Source organism: Acinetobacter gerneri DSM 14967 = CIP 107464 = MTCC 9824 (assembly GCF_000368565.1).
Classification (GTDB): Bacteria; Pseudomonadota; Gammaproteobacteria; order Pseudomonadales; family Moraxellaceae; genus Acinetobacter; species Acinetobacter gerneri.
Window position 1 is genome coordinate 150,243 of the sequence record NZ_KB849545.1, and the last position, 16,175, is coordinate 166,417.

At 35.3% G+C, this 16,175-nt stretch carries 13 protein-coding genes; 7 read left to right on the forward strand and 6 right to left on the reverse strand.

Going from position 1 to position 16,175, the window contains the following annotated elements:
• Nucleotides 1-81 precede the first annotated feature (81 nt).
• Nucleotides 82-1,545, reverse strand: a complete 1,464-nt coding sequence (locus F960_RS15790; RefSeq protein ID WP_004867397.1) for a phospholipase D-like domain-containing protein — start codon at nt 1,543-1,545, stop codon at nt 82-84.
• Between the two features lie 105 nt (nt 1,546-1,650).
• Nucleotides 1,651-3,753 carry a zinc piracy TonB-dependent receptor ZnuD gene (gene znuD, locus F960_RS15795; protein ID WP_020846748.1) on the reverse strand — a complete coding sequence of 701 codons (2,103 nt, stop codon included), beginning with the start codon at nt 3,751-3,753 and terminating at the stop codon, nt 1,651-1,653.
• Nucleotides 3,754-4,597: 844 nt separating this feature from the next.
• On the opposite strand from znuD, the gene F960_RS15800 reads away from it, so the two are divergent.
• The 7 genes from F960_RS15800 to F960_RS15830 all read left to right on the forward strand — a co-directional run bounded on the left by F960_RS15800 (nt 4,598) and on the right by F960_RS15830 (nt 12,437).
• Nucleotides 4,598-5,362, forward strand: a complete 765-nt coding sequence (locus F960_RS15800; protein WP_035373356.1) for a DUF4184 family protein — start codon at nt 4,598-4,600, stop codon at nt 5,360-5,362.
• Between the two features lie 240 nt (nt 5,363-5,602).
• Nucleotides 5,603-7,390 carry an aspartate--tRNA ligase gene (aspS, locus tag F960_RS15805; RefSeq protein ID WP_004867403.1) on the forward strand — a complete coding sequence of 596 codons (1,788 nt, stop codon included), beginning with the start codon at nt 5,603-5,605 and terminating at the stop codon, nt 7,388-7,390.
• Between the two features lie 235 nt (nt 7,391-7,625).
• Nucleotides 7,626-8,558: a glucosamine inositolphosphorylceramide transferase family protein gene (locus F960_RS15810; protein ID WP_042072551.1), complete on the forward strand. Its 933-nt coding sequence runs from the start codon at nt 7,626-7,628 to the stop codon at nt 8,556-8,558.
• Nucleotides 8,559-8,694: 136 nt separating this feature from the next.
• Nucleotides 8,695-8,913, forward strand: coding sequence for a hypothetical protein (locus tag F960_RS15815; RefSeq protein WP_004867409.1), 219 nt, complete (start codon nt 8,695-8,697; stop codon nt 8,911-8,913).
• Nucleotides 8,913-9,851 carry a CgeB family protein gene (locus F960_RS15820; RefSeq protein WP_004867412.1) on the forward strand — a complete coding sequence of 313 codons (939 nt, stop codon included), beginning with the start codon at nt 8,913-8,915 and terminating at the stop codon, nt 9,849-9,851. The genes F960_RS15815 and F960_RS15820 overlap by 1 nt, the downstream gene beginning before the upstream one ends.
• A gap of 28 nt (nt 9,852-9,879) precedes the next feature.
• Nucleotides 9,880-10,899 (forward strand): glycosyltransferase, encoded by a 1,020-nt coding sequence (locus F960_RS15825; protein ID WP_004867415.1) that lies wholly within the window; start codon nt 9,880-9,882, stop codon nt 10,897-10,899.
• A 56-nt stretch (nt 10,900-10,955) separates the two neighbouring features.
• On the forward strand, nt 10,956-12,437 hold the full coding sequence (locus tag F960_RS15830; protein ID WP_004867417.1) for a glycosyltransferase family 25 protein: 1,482 nt from the start codon (nt 10,956-10,958) through the stop codon (nt 12,435-12,437).
• Here F960_RS15830 and F960_RS15835 read toward each other — a convergent pair.
• From F960_RS15835 to rfbD, 4 genes are all read right to left on the reverse strand, one after another.
• Nucleotides 12,413-13,375, reverse strand: coding sequence for an IS30 family transposase (locus F960_RS15835; RefSeq protein WP_004854881.1), 963 nt, complete (start codon nt 13,373-13,375; stop codon nt 12,413-12,415). The two genes, F960_RS15830 and F960_RS15835, sit on opposite strands and share 25 nt — an antisense overlap.
• Nucleotides 13,376-13,846: 471 nt before the next feature.
• Nucleotides 13,847-14,404 carry a dTDP-4-dehydrorhamnose 3,5-epimerase gene (gene rfbC, locus F960_RS15840; protein ID WP_004867419.1) on the reverse strand — a complete coding sequence of 186 codons (558 nt, stop codon included), beginning with the start codon at nt 14,402-14,404 and terminating at the stop codon, nt 13,847-13,849.
• Nucleotides 14,401-15,285, reverse strand: a complete 885-nt coding sequence (rfbA, locus tag F960_RS15845) for a glucose-1-phosphate thymidylyltransferase RfbA (protein WP_004867421.1) — start codon at nt 15,283-15,285, stop codon at nt 14,401-14,403. The genes rfbC and rfbA overlap by 4 nt, the downstream gene beginning before the upstream one ends.
• Nucleotides 15,282-16,175 carry a dTDP-4-dehydrorhamnose reductase gene (gene rfbD / locus F960_RS15850; RefSeq protein WP_004867423.1) on the reverse strand — a complete coding sequence of 298 codons (894 nt, stop codon included), beginning with the start codon at nt 16,173-16,175 and terminating at the stop codon, nt 15,282-15,284. Before rfbD ends, rfbA begins: the two co-directional genes overlap by 4 nt.

A 16,175-nucleotide genomic window follows, 5' to 3' on the forward strand; every position in this document is an offset into this window, starting at 1 on the left:
TATCAATCAGCAAGTATAAACGGATGCTTATTTTTGCTGATTCCAAAAAAAATCCTTCCATATTCGGAAGGATTTTTAAGTTTAGAAAGTCGACAATCCAGACCATTCCATAAATCGATAGAGCCAATATTTTAAGCTTGAATCATCTGCATATTTTGCATATTCAACACTCATATGTCGCCCATCTAAATTTTGCCAGTTGCGCTCGAAGTATTGATTTGCATCAACAAAAACCTTTTGATTGGCTGCACCAATAACTCTAAGATCTGTTTCAAGATTATAATTTTTTAGGTTTCTCGCAGTAAAGTTTGCAGAACCTAAAATAAGCTCAACTGAAGTTGCATTGTGTTTTAAAATCATTTTGCTATGACATTGTTCACCATGCGTATCGCACCAACGGACATCGATACCATTTTCATGTAATTCTTTGGCAACTTGACGGTTTGGAATACCATTTTTCTGACGACCAAATGCATCTTTATTTGGATCAAGTAAAACGCGTAACTTGATGCCTCTTTCTTTAGCAGCAATCAATGCCTTGATAATTTGACGTTCTGAGAGATAGAACATCGCCAAATCAATTTGATCACCTGATTTTGCAGTATTGATCATATTGAGCACAGATTTTAGGATAGCTTGCTCAGTCAAGACCTGCACTTGTGGCTCTGTCGCTTTTCCATCAACATTGCCAATCACGATAAACGGCGTATTACTTTGCGAAAATTGCGCCACCGTTTGTTCGGTTTTTAAAACATCAACTGCGGTATAACCCGTAACCAATAAACCCACATTGGAATGGCGTGAGCTTCCATCATGCGGGTTCTGTGAAGAAACCAATGTTTTCCAACCATCAGCTGTATCAACCAATAATGTTTTACGATGATTTGCTTTAAAATTTAACAAACTCATATAGCTACGCAGTGTTACCTTACCATCACCAACTGGATTATTTAACCAACCAGCATCGGGATTGTTTTGAATCCCTTGGCAGCATAGATACCAAAAACCAGACCAGACTGGATTTGAAGCACGAAGCCCAGTCAAATCTGTTGGAATAACATCAATTCCAGATTGGCGTAGTTTGGCAAAATTTTCAGGATTGGTACCGCCATAAGCAGTATTAATCGGATCAGTGATCACGGTTATATCCATGTTTTGATTGGATAAGCGTTTTTGAATCAAAGCTTGTGTCAATTGTTCCGACATTGGTCTCTGCTGAAGCTTTGAATCCCCCACTGAGCTATTAAATAAAAACATATCCAAGACGATGGTATTTTGTGCTTCTTTAATCATCTGCAAGGCTTGATCAAAAATATGCTGATCAAGCTGCTGTTTTCCATTGGCATCGATATAAGTTTCATCTGCCAAAAACTGTACATCGGCATGTCGCAAAGGACCTGTATAGTCCAAGCCTTCAGGCATCGGTTTATTGGCTTGATATATTGCCGAAGCGACATATCCCAAAAATAAAGCACCCAATACAAGACTGAAATAGCGTCCCGTAGACCAATTCAATTTTTCGTGAAGACGATTAAAAATACGCATAAAACAAAACCTAGCTGACTAAGTTCAGGCTAGGTTCTATTGGTTGATTTTTCAAGAGGATTTTCGTTTTGTTTTTGGAAAATCCTCAAAAAAAGTACATTACGATTAAAAGCCGAGGGTTAATCCAACACTGAAATTACGACCTATTTGTGGAATGTTGGATAAAAATGAAGTATGGTTATAGACTTGATCATCCAATAAATTGTTGGCATTGAAGAAGACTTTATAATTTACATCATCACTATATTTGCCTGCATAAGCCAAGGCCAAATTGAGCATGTTATAACCTTCAGTTTCGTGTTCATAAGATGCAAATTTATCTTGTTTGAAAACATGATAATACTCAGCCGATCCTGTCCACGCATCACTAAACTGCGCATCAACTTTTGTGCCTAAACGCCCTGCTGGGACACGTGGTGCATTTTCATTATCAATTTTCCCACGGACATAATCACCGAACACACCTAACTTATAGCGATCCGTGATTTGATAAGCAGCTTGAGCTTCTGCACCATAAAAACGAGCTTTGTCTTGGCTGTATTGAATCAGACGAAAATCTTTATATTGATCTAAAGTTTTCGCATAAATAAAGTTGTCATACCACTGATGATATAAATTGATGCCATAACTGAACTTGTCAGCATCAAAATTTAATCCAAGCTCAAGATTGTTAGATTTCTCTTTACTTAAATTGTCATTGCCTAGCTCATAAGTATTGGTCGCAAAATGCTTACCATCTGAGTAAAGCTCTTGGGCAAGCGGCAAACGTTCTTGATGTGATGCGGTTAAAGCTAATTTATAATTTGGCGCAAATGACCAAGTCGCACTTCCAGCATAAGAAAAAGCATTTTCATCAAAGTCTTTTTGTGCTGATGAAATGTCTATTTTTTGCTGATCAAAGCGTGATGAAACTTGGAATAAGATCTCATTCCATTGCTTATGCTCGGCTGCAAATAGACTCCATTTTTGCGTCTTATTGGGCGCTAGAGTCGCTTCTTCACCTGAAATATTTAGTTTCTGCTGACTTGCTTCTAGACCAATCACCCCTTCCCATGTTGCGATTGGATTATGAAATAATTCGAGACGACCATCATAAGCTTTGCTTTTAAAAGTCGTCATCGCCTGACCTTCTTCTATTTCATCATGCTGATAATCGGTATAGCTGGCAGACGCTTTTAATTTTTTAAATCCTGCAAATGGATCATTTAACTCTGAACGAAAATCATAACGCTCTGATTTTAAGTCAATCCATGGACCTGCATGATCGTGCTCTTCTTCCTCGTGCCCATGCCCGTGGTTATGACTATGCGCTTGATCGTGGTCATGTCCATCCTCATCATGGTCATCATGATCTCCACAATGTAGGCTCAAACCATGTAAATGACATGATTCATATTCATGACTATGTCCCGGCAAACCATATTTATCTTGGCGATTGCTATAGGACACGCCTGCATAACCACGATCCCCAATCCAAGATAAACCGAGGTTAAAATTGTCAGACTTAGCAAAAGTATCTGCCACACGACGCTGTCGATCTACATGTTGATGATCACCGTGATCTTCAATCACTGAGTAATTTGGCACAATATAATTGTTCGCATCACGGCTAAGCCCTTCTACACGCAAAGCAATATGATCACTTAGACCAACCGTAACCCCAGCCTGAGCCAGCGTTTCATCATTTCCAGTGTTATAACGAAGTCCGACAGTTCCCTCATAACCTTTTGCAGGCATTTCAGTTGCAATTTTATTGTCGACCACATTGACCAAACCACCAACAGAACCTGCACCATAAAGTAAGGTTTCTGGACCACGAATCAGTTCAACTTTTTTAGCCAATTGAGGATCAACCATCACTGCATGGTCAGGTGACAAAGTTGAAACATCCATGGTGTCAGAGCCATTTTGGAGTACTTTGGCGCGCGCACCATCTTGACCACGAATCACTGGGCGGCTGGCACCTGCCCCAAACGAATCTGCATAAATCCCCAACTGATCTTTGAGGGCTTCACCAATCGTTGTACTGGATTGCAATGTATCGCTAGATGACAGAAGTAAACGATTTGAAGAATCATCAGCATCGTCTTTACTTGCTGTAGCAGAAATTGCAGTAATTTGTTGCACTTCCACCTCATCCTCAGCAAAAGCAGTCGGTGTGAGCACAGATAAAATGGATAGCGCGAGTATTTTTTTATGAAAAGTCATCATCATTCCCCTAAACTTAGGTGAAAGATATGTTATAACATAACATTAATCAACCTTTTTACTAAAAAATTTGACAATTCCTACAATATTTATCATTTATCTTTTTGAAATATTTATGAATCTTCGTATCTGAGTAAACACATAAGATCAACCGAATATAATTAAAATAATACGATTACGTTTAAAAGAGATGAAACACTGAATTTAATCAATGACAACAAGTATAAGCTTTGAGATGTGGGTGCATTGATATGTACACGAATAATAAATAATCACATTTTGTTTAAATAATATTCACAAAAATAAGCTGATTACATCATAAAATATTTTTTCTTAATAATTCATCACAACAGTTTAGTAGATCTCTTGCATAAATCGGAAAAATACAATCATTTATTATTTTATAAAATGAATATAGAAAGACTCTTCTCCTTGAGCAAAAATCAAAGCACTGCTTTGATCGCAGTGCAAGACTTAGTGAGTAAAAGGTTAGGATAAGAGTAAATTTATAATAGAATCCGCCTTGCGAACATGTTCCCGATCTTTTAAGAAAGGAGAAGAAAGTTCATTGTAAAATATCACCTTAACCTAAAATCCATTTATGCGAATGATCAAATATATTAGATCGGAATCATATTATAAAAATTAATACCCTCCTTAGTAAATACATTTATAAAAGTCAATTTCTATCTATTAATTATATTTTTACACAGAAATGAAATGATATTTCCTACATACATTTTATTTCACTCACTTACTTAAGTGAATATTTTACATTACAAAAAAAATCATTAATTTAAATATGATCACGTATTATATTGATGTCTTCAATCCTTTTTATATTATGCCCTTCACATTATCACATGCTGTTTTAGCCCCTCCTATCTCTAAATTAAGTGGTCAACGTTTGCCCATCGCAGCAGTTGCAATAGGTACAATGACGCCTGATTTATATCGCATCATGAGTAAAACAGAGATCCTTGTAAATCATCAATTTAAAGGGCTGATTCAACCTGATTTATGGGTTGGGTTATTTTTTTGCTTATTGTGGTATGGCTTATATCGACCCGTTATTTATAAAATTTTAGCCATCAAAGATGACCTGCAACTCGACTCAAGCTTAGCGTATTTTAAATTTATCCTCATGATGTGTATTGCTATCATAGTTGGAACCTGTACGCATATTATTTGGGATGGTTTAACTCATTTAGATTTTAGAACCTTGGCATTTCAGAGTTTTTTGGCTCGTCCAGTTCACATTTTTTCTACAATTTATCCTATGCATCGGGTTTTACAGATCGCTTCCTCCGCTATTGCATTGCCATTTCTAGCATGGATGACCTTGCATTATTATTTTAAATATAAAATTGCTTTAACAAACTCTCATTTAATGAAAAATACTGGGATATTTATCCTTATTTTTTCTTCTATAGTCGGTTGTATTTACTACATTTATATAGCAAAAAATACGGGTTTTATTCCCCAGAGTAATGATCTTTATGATGTATTTGGATTTTTCTTCAAGTTCTTTTCACAAGGCGCACTTATTTGTTTCACTCTACTCTGCTTGGTATTTAGAGTTTTTATTGAGCGTAAAGACCTAGGTTGACCAAACCATGTCATGACAATCGACTAGACTTGAAATGATACTGTTATACATGCGCTAAATGTCTTTTCGATTTTGAAAATTCGTCAATATATCTAGATCATCTTAAACAAAAAATGATGTTTTTATCGCTAGTCCTTGAGAGTCATGGCTCAAAGAGGCATAATCGTACATTACTTTTAAGGCGGTACGCTGTTTACGTATTCGCTTTTTCATAACCCATATAGTTGGATTTTTTGCGCTATGATGCGAACTCACTATTGCGGCTCATTAACAGAAGCCCAAATTGATCAAACAGTAACTCTCTGCGGTTGGGTACACCGTCGTCGTGACCACGGTGGTGTGATTTTCCTTGATATGCGTGACCGTGACGGTCTCGTTCAAGTGGTTATCGACCCAGATACTCCAGAAGCATTTGCAACAGCTGATAAAGCACGTTCTGAATATGTATTAAAAATTACAGGTCGTGTTCGTCGTCGCTATGAAGGCACTGAAAATGCAAATATGGTGAGTGGTCAAATCGAAGTTTTAGGCAAAGAAATTGAAGTTCTTGCATCTTCTGAAACTCCGCCATTCCCATTAAACGATGAAAATGTAAACGTATCTGAAGATGTTCGTTTAAAATATCGTTTCTTAGACATCCGTCGTCCAGAAATGTTAGATCGCTTACGTTTCCGTTCAAAAGTAACGACTTTGATCCGTAACTATCTTGATGAAAATGGTTTCTTGGATGTTGAAACACCGATCTTGACTCGTGCAACTCCAGAAGGTGCACGTGACTACCTCGTTCCAAGTCGTGTTTCAAATGGTAGCTTCTATGCTCTTCCACAATCACCACAATTATTCAAACAATTGTTAATGGTGGGTGGTATTGATCGTTATTACCAAATCGCAAAATGTTTCCGTGACGAAGACTTACGTGCTGACCGTCAACCAGAATTTACCCAAATCGATATTGAAACATCATTCTTAACTGATGATGACATTATGGATTTGATGGAAGGTATGACTGTTAAATTATTTAACGACCTTCTTGGCGTGAAATTCGACAAATTCGAACGTATGACTTATGCAGATGCGATGCGTGATTATGCATCTGATAAACCAGATATGCGTATTCCTTTGAAACTTGTTGACGTTGCTGATTTGATGCAAGACGTTGAGTTCAAAGTATTTGCTGGTCCTGCAAAAGATCCTAAAGGTCGTATTGTTGCACTTCGCGTACCGGGTGCAGGTTCTCTTCCACGTAGCCAAATCGACGAATATACAAAATTTGTAGGTATCTACGGTGCGAAAGGTTTGGCTTATATCAAAGTCAACGAACTTGAAAAAGGTATCGAAGGTCTTCAATCTCCAATCGTTAAATTCATCGAGCCAATCGTGCTTGATCTATTGAAACGTGTTGGTGCTGAAAATGGTGATATCGTATTCTTTGGTGCTGATAAAGCAAAAGTTGTAAATGATGCAATGGGCGCGCTTCGTGTCAAAATTGGTCATGACATGAAACTTTCAACTAAAGAATGGGCACCTTTATGGGTTGTCGACTTCCCAATGTTTGAAGAAACTGATGATGGCAAATGGACTTCTGTTCACCACCCATTCACACTTCCAAAATCAAGCGTTGAAGATGTGAAAAACAATCCAGGTCAAGCACTTTCAGTTGCTTATGACATGGTGCTGAATGGTACTGAAATCGGTGGTGGTTCACTTCGTATCTATACTTTAGAAATGCAAAAAGCTATTTTTGAAGCACTTGGTATCGGTGAAGAAGAAGCCGAAGAAAAATTCAGCTTCTTGCTCAATGCACTTAAATTCGGTGCTCCTCCTCACGGTGGTTTGGCATTTGGTCTTGACCGTTTAGTGATGCTCATGACTGGTGCATCTTCTATTCGTGATGTGATTGCATTCCCTAAAACTAAAACAGCGGAATGTCCATTGACTCAAGCACCTGCTCCAGTTGAAGCAAATCAACTTCGTGACTTAGGTTTACGTTTACGTGAAAAACCAAAGGCTGAAGGAAAAGAAGCTTAAGCTTTTTTTGATAAAAAAGCCCTGCACTAAGCAGGGCTTTTTTATGATTATTTATTTAATACAATATCAACAGACCATAAATATCTTTTTACATTACTAAAATATTTATACCTTTATACAAACCATAAAACATTCATTTATATTTAAAAGATGAAAAATAATATATAAGAGCATCATTCTTTTTATGAAAAAAAATAAATACAATTATTCCATTATTTCTTCATATTGTCCTAAAATGTATTTCATCCAATACCTAAAGAAAAAAATATATAAGCTTTTAAATAAGCTACAAGAGCGGAAATATAATTCTCATTGGTATATTCGTTTTGGATGGATAGACCCAAACCAAGATATCAAATCACAAATACAAAATTTATATGAAATTCACCCTACTTCAAGTGATTATCTATATGCAGATGGTTTTTATGCTCAACATGAAAATCGAGAATATATTTTTATTGAAGAAATTAATAATACTCACCCAGATGGATTTATTTCAGTCATTGAGATATTTAAAGATGGTACATATACTCAACCACAGCCGATCATGAAGCTAGATTACCACCTATCTTTCCCATGCGTTTTCAAGATTGCTGAGGAATGGTATATGGTTCCAGAAAGCTTTAAAAATCATACAATTGAATTATGGAAGTCAAACAAATTTCCATATGAGTGGGAAAAACATAGTAATTTGATGGAAGATGTTATTGCAGTCGATTCTATTCCATTTTTTCACGAAGGCTATTGGTACTTATTTACCTCCCTTCGCCAAAAATGCAAAAAATTCGGTAATCATCTAGATCTTTTTTATACTGAAGATTTACTCAATCCGGACTGGAAAGCTCACCCACAAAATCCTGTATGTAAAGGCCTACTCAACCAGCGAATGGCAGGTATACCTTTTTATCATAATGACAAACTTATACGACCAGTACAAAATTCGCTAAAACGTTACGGTGCAGAACTGGAGTTAAGGGAGATCATCGAACTTAGCCCGACACAATATAGTGAAAAATTCATCGAAAAAATTTCATCAGAGTGGAATAAACTTGATGATGGTTGTCATACTTTGAATATTGTAAATAACTTTATCATTATGGATGCAATTCGTTTAAGCTCTAAAATAAATAGATCCGCAATAAAAACCAATTCAGCATTGAAAATTTAAGCTTCTGATATTTGATAAATAAATAGGTAATGTAGTTGAACTACCCTACTTTTAAACACTTAGAATACAAGCATTATTTGTGATCACATCACTAAAATGGCATAATGTTCGGGTTCAATTTTTAGGAATATCTCCCATGGCTATGCGTCCTGATGTTCGTCGTCATTCCATTATTATTATTGCATTTGCAGTCATTCAATGGGCTTTTGTGCAATATATTATTAACCATCAATTGTTTGGTTTGGATACATATCATCGAATTCTTTATTTCTGCCTAAGTGCTTTTGGTGGCGCATTTCTTATTTTTGGTGCATTGATCTATATCGTAATTAAAGGAAATGCGGATAAACAATAATGCCAAAGAAAAAAATTCTTGTTATCGGTAAAAGAAATGGCATATTACAATGGTTTGAAAATATCCTTGATATCGACACGTCAAATTTAAACATGGAGATTCAAGGATTTGCTTTAAATCATAACAATAGTAAAGAAAGACTCATAAAAAAAATTATTCTGAATAAAAGCAAATATACTGCACGATTATTAAACAATAAAATTAAATCATTTCAACCTGATTTAATTTTGATTGCTGACCTATTTTATTTTGATGCACCTATTTTAAATGTCTTGTCTCAATCAAATGCAAAAAAAGTACATTGGATAGGAGATTTTTTTGATCAACGATTAGCGGTTGCAAAAGATGTCATTGATTTATTTTGCTTTACAGATTCTACATTTATAGATGATGCAAAGCAGATTGGAATAGATCATACAACCTACCTCCCGCTTGCTTATAATCCTAAAATTTTTTATGAAAATGATTCTAAAAAATCTGATCGCCTACTCTTTATTGGAGCATGGAGTCCAAATCGCCAAGAATTAATTGAACAAATACCTATTCCAATGAGTATTTACGGAAAAGGATGGGATCAATTGAAAAAAGCCAAATGTACAATTCACCCTCATAATATTCCCTTAAATCAAGTTGCTGAACTTTATCGCCAGCATCGTTATGTTTTAAATCTAATAAACAAAAAAAATATTCGTCAAGGTATGAATATGCGCTGTTTTGAAGCGCCTGCATGTGGAAGTATTCTCGTAAGTGAATTTGTAGAAGATCTAAAATATTCCTTTGACCTTGAGCAAGATATTATTACTTTTTCTTCAGCAGAAGAATTACAACACGTGTTAAATCAATCGAGTATTGATGCTGCATCCGCAATGAATAAAGTTCAAAAAAATCATACCTATAAACATAGGTTGATCTATCTATCCGAAATTTTACTCTCCTAAAAACCGATATTTAAAGGCTCTTATTCTCGTGTTCGTCAGTGTCATTGTCCCTAGCTATAACCATGCTCCTTATCTTGAAGCACGGATTGAAAGCATTCTAAATCAGAATTTTGAAGATTTCGAAGTAATTTTATTGGATGATCTTTCACCAGACCATAGTGCTGAAATTTTAAAGCAATATAGCCACCATCCAAAAGTCTCACACTGTATTATCAATGAAAAAAATTCAGGCTCTACCTTTGCTCAATGGAATAAAGGTATTCAATTAGCTAAAGGTGACTTGATCTGGATTGCAGAATCTGATGACGTTGCCGATCTTAATTTCTTAGCGAAACTTGTGCCACAGTTTGATAAAAATCCCCAGTTAGTATTAGCCTATAGTCAATCAAATCGTATGAATGCTGAGGGACAAGTTACAGGTACTTGGAAGGATTTCACAGATGCTGTAGATCCTATTCTTTTCGAAAATGATTTTTCTATGTCTGGTTTAGAATATTTTGCTAGGTTTTTAAATAATCAAAATACTATCCCCAATGCTAGCGGTGTCATATTTAAAAAACAAAGCTATCTTGATGTTGGTGGTGCAAATGCAAGCTTAAAATTCATTGGGGATTGGGAAATTTGGTCAAAAATAGTCACCCAAGGAGATATTTTCTTTTCACATGAATGTCTAAATTATTTCAGATATCACAATACGAGTGTTATTGCACAAGCTCGACAAAAAAAAGATCATTTTGAAGTGCGTAGACAAGTGATTTTATTTCGTGAAAATATGTCTGACTTTCTAAATACATATCGAAAGAAAAATATAAATGCTGAGCTTATTTATGTTTTAAATCAGAAAAAGTTAAATCAAGATCTGAGAAAAAATGCGTCACTTGCTATAAGGCGGCATTATTATGATAAAATCATACCAACAAGTTTAACTGCATTTAAAACATTATCTTGGTATATATTACCATTTTACATAATACTGCTGATTATCCAATTTATAATTGCAACTTTCTTTGTTGCTCCTTATAAAATTCTCACAGGCAATTTTAAATAGCACTACATAATTAAACATACTTTATTCAACAATATTCACATCAATTAGAGTATCTTATGAGCGACCTGATAAAAACTTTCAGATATTTATACCAAGACCAAAAAAGCCTTGGTAAATGCTGGCAGTTGTTTAGACGCCATTTCAATCAATATAATTTAGAGTCTACTCGTTATTTATGGAAAAAATTCCAAAACCTTGCGAATTTAGAACAATGGAAAAAGAGAGAAAATAAAACCATTCAAATATTAGCAACACCACATACATGTTTTATTGCTGAATTAATTGTGAATGCACTTAAAAAAACAGACCTTCACTTTAAAATCACGATTAAAGAAACAGAAATTAAATACAATGACGATGATTTATATATTGTCATTTGCCCTCAGTATTATAAAAAACTTCCCAAAACATATATTGCCTTCCAATTAGAACAAACTGTTTCAGACCGATGGTTTACTCAGAAGCAAATGGTAAAGTTAAAAAACTCATTATTAGTTGTTGATTACTCACTTCATAACATTGAATATTTAACTAGCAAACTTCCATTTTCACAATTATATTATCTTCCTATTTCCCCTATCCAACTAGACAGAGAAAGTCACCGTGAGTATGAATATGATGTGCTTTTTTATGGAGATACAAATAATCAACGTCGACAAGAGTATATTAAAGAGCTAAGTAAACATTTTAAAATTAAAATCGTTAATAATGCTTTTGGTAATGAGATTTGGCATGAAATCAGAAAAAGTAAAATCGTTGTCAATATACACTACTATGAAGATGCTTTACTTGAAACAACCAGACTTTATGAATGTTTATCAAATCATGCTTTTGTTATTTCAGAAAAAAGTGCAGACTTTAATCAACATACCGATTTAATAAATCTGATCGACTTTGTTGATGTTGGTGATATAAATCAAATGATAACGCGAATAAGTTATTACTTAAATAATATCAATGAGTTTGAACAAGCTAAATCACGTATTTCAAAATATATACAGCAACAACATAGTCCATTCAACTATTATTTCTATCGTGTACTCCTTTCACTTGATTTAATCAGTTTTGATTTTTTCTATGAAAACACGCATAAACTGTGGCAACCCCAATCTAATTTTTGGTCACTGGGTCTTCCTGAATCTATTGAAAGAAAACAAGAGTTTTGTAAAGAGTTAGAGAAATATTCTGAGATCTGGTGTTTCCCCGGCATTCGTCATACCAAACCATGGATTGGCTGTGGTATGAGTTATAAATATATTATTCGTTATGCAAAAGATAATAAGCTACCGAATATTACGATATGTGAAGATGATGTTCTATTACCTCAAGGATTTAAAGAAAAGTTTGAAGATATAAATCAGTTTCTAGATAAGCGAACGCATCAATGGGATATATTTTCAGGTCATGTAACAGATTTGGATGATTCATCAGCCATAGAACCAATAGACAAAGATAGTAACTTTACTTATATAGCGTTAACCAAAACAACTGGTATGTTATTCAATAGGCGGATTCAAGCAGCAAGTGCAACAGTATAAAAACCAGCCATAACTTCACTTGGCGTATACCAGCCTAGTGTTTTTCTAGGACGATGGTTGAGTGAAAATTCTATCTGCTCTATTTCATCGTTTGACACGTCATCAAACGATGATGATTTTGGCAGATATTGCCGGATTAAACCATTCGTATTTTCATTTCTAGCTCGCTGAATAGACTTGTAAGGATCAGCAAAATAAGTATCTATGCCGACATCAGTAATTCTTTTGTGTTCGGCAAATTCCTTTCCATTATCAAATGTTACACTATAAGCATGGCTCATTCGTAAACGATCTAATGCACAAGTAATCGTTTTAGAGGATGCTCTCGTTGACCCTAAATGAACAATATGTACGTACAGGCTCTTTCGATCAACGAGGGTTAATAAAGCTCCTTTATGATGTTTACCAATCACCGTATCACCTTCGAAATCTCCTAAACGTTGTCGCTGATCAATGACCTGGTCTCGGCAATGAATACTTGTTTTATCAATGATTTGCCCTCTACGATCCGTGTTTTTGTAACCTCGTTTTCGATATTTCTTCTGATGCCTTAAGTGTAGATGGAGGTTACCTCCTTGTGATTTATCTTGATAAATGTGCTGGTAAATCCACTCATGTGAAGGTACATCCAGCCAACCGCGTTGTGTTAAAGCACCTGAAATTTGTTCTGGTGACCAGTCTAAGCCAATTAAGTAATCAATATAAGCGAAGGCAAATGCTGTCATGGATGATGAAGGATGGTACCGTCTTTGACTTGCAAATTTCGCTGCCTGTTGAGCTCTATATCCACGTTGCCCAGTATTTCTTTTTAACTCACGGTAGATGGTTGATCGTGAACGCCCTAACTCCCGAGCAAGGCTAGCGATTGAACTTTTACTTTTCAAAGTAGCATAAATTTCGTATCTTTCATCTTGAGAAAGTTGGGTGTATTTCTTCATTGTGTGCTTTCCAATTGCGAGTTGAAAAAGTCTAATGATTCTATGAATACACCTAACTTTTTCAACTAACTACAAGTGTGTTGCACTTGGGATTTGAATCTGCGATATTTATCATCACTCAATTTATGATTATATTTTAGAGTGGAACGAAAAAAATCTTAATCTAGATTGCAATGCTATTGATCGCTATATAGAACAAAAATCAGAACTCAACGTGATAACAACACTACCCTATCTTGTTGAACATAAGGAAAATATTCCATCAACGATTTGGAATAGAAATTGTTGTAACTTTAGTTATTCTTCAATGAGCGAAAAAAGCCTTCAAAAAATTAAAGAACAAATTAAAAGTTAATCAAAATATAATGCATGCTTAAATTATTGAGCATACATTATTTTAATAAATGCACTTAAAAGGTATTAAATAAATAGATGATAGATAGAAATACAATCTATCATCTATTAACCCCTTTATTTCAATAAATGAAATGCATCTGCGATTTTGTCTTTATCACTGACTAAGACTTCTGCGATATTTTCTAATGGCCATTCAATAGCTAAGCTTGGATCATCCCAAAGAATAGCGCCTTCACTTTCTTTATCATAATAATTTGTCGCTTTATATAAAAATTGTGTGTTGTCTTCAAGTGCAATAAAACCATGTGCAAATCCTTCTGGAATCCAAAACATTGTCTTATTTTGAGCACTTAATTCGATACCCACCCACTGACCATAAGTCTTTGAATCTTTACGGATATCAACTGCAACATCCCAAGCCTTACCTTGTACTACACGGACTAGTTTACCTTGTGCATACGGTGCATTTTGATAATGTAAACCTCGCAAAACTCCAGTTTGTGACAAAGAATGATTATCCTGAACAAACTCAGGTACATCTAAACCCAATTCTTGTAATGCATTTGCAAATCGTTGCTGGTTAAAACTTTCCATAAACCAACCACGATCATCACCAAAAACTGTTGGATGAATAATTAATAACCCTTCAATTTTTGTTTGTTCAACCTTCATTTTGATTCATCCAATAATTTGTAAAGATATTGCCCATATTCAGTTTTACTGAGTTTCTCAGCAGAAGATTTCAACTGATCTCGATCGATCCAACCATTATGAAATCCGATTTCTTCTAAACAAGCAACTTTTAAAGATTGGCGTTTTTCAATGGTATATACAAATTGTCCAGCCTCTAGCAAAGACTCATGTGTGCCTGTATCCAACCATGCAAAACCTCTTCCGAGTAATTCAACATTGAGTGAACCATCTTTTAGGTAAGCATTATTAATATCTGTAATCTCAAGCTCACCACGCTCGGATGGCTGAACCTGCTTTGCAAATTCAATCACACGATTGTCATAAAAATATAGGCCTGTAACAGCATAGTTCGATTTTGGTTGCGTAGGCTTTTCAGCAATACTTAACACTTTACCTGATTGGTCAAATTCAACCACACCAAAACGCTCAGGGTCTGTCACATGGTAACCAAAAACGGTTGCCCCATTTTCACGATTATTTGCAGTTTCAAGTTGTTTACCAAAACTTTGACCATAATAAATGTTGTCACCTAAAATCAGGCATACATCATCTTGGCCAATAAACTCTTCACCAATTAAAAATGCCTGAGCCAAACCATCAGGAGTCGGCTGTACTTTATAACTTAGCTTTATACCGAAATCGGCACCATTACCTAAAAGTTTCTCAAAATTTGGCAAATCTTCAGGTGTTGAAATAATCAAAATTTCTTGGATTCCAGCCAACATCAAGACAGATAACGGATAATAAATCATCGGTTTATCATAAATTGGTAAGAGCTGTTTCGATACGCCTTTGGTAATTGGATGCAAACGTGTACCAGAACCGCCAGCTAAAATTATGCCTTTACGTTTTTTTATCATTTGTCAAATAGCTCCACGATTGCGCGCTTTACACCTTGTTGCCATGCAGGAAGATGTAAATTAAAAGTTTGCTGGATTTTTTGATTTTCTAATCTAGAATTTAATGGTCTTTTAGCTGGAGTTGGATATGCTGTAGTCGCGATTGGATGAACCTGCTTTAATGGAAATTCAGCGCCAATTAATCTTGCTTGCTCAAAAATATAACGCGCATATTCATACCAGGACACTGTCCCGCTTGCAACAAGATGATAAATACCTTGCTTATGATCATCTCGCATAACCTGAGCTATAGTATGTGCAGTAATATCGGCTATTAATTCAGCAGAAGTTGGAGCACCAATCTGATCATTAATAATAGACAATTCTTCTTTTTGTTGTGCCAAATTCAGCATCGTTTTTAAGAAATTTTTACCTTTGACTGCAAACACCCAAGATGTTCTGAAAATTAAATATTTACACCCCGACTGCTGTATAGAAGCTTCACCAAGCGCTTTTGTTTTACCATAAATATTTAATGGATCTATTTTATCCATTTCATGGAACGCTACATCACCTTGCCCATTGAAAACGTAATCCGTTGAATAATGAACAAATAATGCATTGATTTTATGACATGCCTGAGCAATATATTTAACGGCTTGATGATTAATTAAGTCTGCTTGTTCCTGCTCTTTTTCAGCCAAGTCCACTGCCGTAAATGCAGCTGCATTGATCACGACATCAGGAGAAATATCTAAAATAGACTGGTACACTTTTTCAGGATTACTTAAGTCTCCGCAGAATCCATCAACCTGACTTCGATCTAAGGCAATCACCTGCCCCAGTGGTGCTAAGGCTCTTTGAAGCTCCCAACCGACTTGCCCATTTTTTCCTAGCAATACAATTTTCAT

What these genes read in the sequence shown, in the direction of transcription:
- F960_RS15790 (WP_004867397.1), bottom strand. Translation starts at nt 1,545, where the DNA reads ATGCGTATTTTTAATCGTCTTCACGAAAAATTGAATTGGTCTACGGGA.
- znuD (WP_020846748.1), bottom strand. Translation starts at nt 3,753, where the DNA reads ATGACTTTTCATAAAAAAATACTCGCGCTATCCATTTTATCTGTGCTC.
- F960_RS15800 (WP_035373356.1), top strand. Translation starts at nt 4,598, where the DNA reads ATGCCCTTCACATTATCACATGCTGTTTTAGCCCCTCCTATCTCTAAA.
- aspS (WP_004867403.1), top strand. Translation starts at nt 5,603, where the DNA reads ATGATGCGAACTCACTATTGCGGCTCATTAACAGAAGCCCAAATTGAT.
- F960_RS15810 (WP_042072551.1), top strand. Translation starts at nt 7,626, where the DNA reads ATGTATTTCATCCAATACCTAAAGAAAAAAATATATAAGCTTTTAAAT.
- F960_RS15815 (WP_004867409.1), top strand. Translation starts at nt 8,695, where the DNA reads ATGGCTATGCGTCCTGATGTTCGTCGTCATTCCATTATTATTATTGCA.
- F960_RS15820 (WP_004867412.1), top strand. Translation starts at nt 8,913, where the DNA reads ATGCCAAAGAAAAAAATTCTTGTTATCGGTAAAAGAAATGGCATATTA.
- F960_RS15830 (WP_004867417.1), top strand. Translation starts at nt 10,956, where the DNA reads ATGAGCGACCTGATAAAAACTTTCAGATATTTATACCAAGACCAAAAA.
- F960_RS15835 (WP_004854881.1), bottom strand. Translation starts at nt 13,375, where the DNA reads ATGAAGAAATACACCCAACTTTCTCAAGATGAAAGATACGAAATTTAT.
- rfbC (WP_004867419.1), bottom strand. Translation starts at nt 14,404, where the DNA reads ATGAAGGTTGAACAAACAAAAATTGAAGGGTTATTAATTATTCATCCA.
- rfbA (WP_004867421.1), bottom strand. Translation starts at nt 15,285, where the DNA reads ATGATAAAAAAACGTAAAGGCATAATTTTAGCTGGCGGTTCTGGTACA.
- rfbD (WP_004867423.1), bottom strand. Translation starts at nt 16,175, where the DNA reads ATGAAAATTGTATTGCTAGGAAAAAATGGGCAAGTCGGTTGGGAGCTT.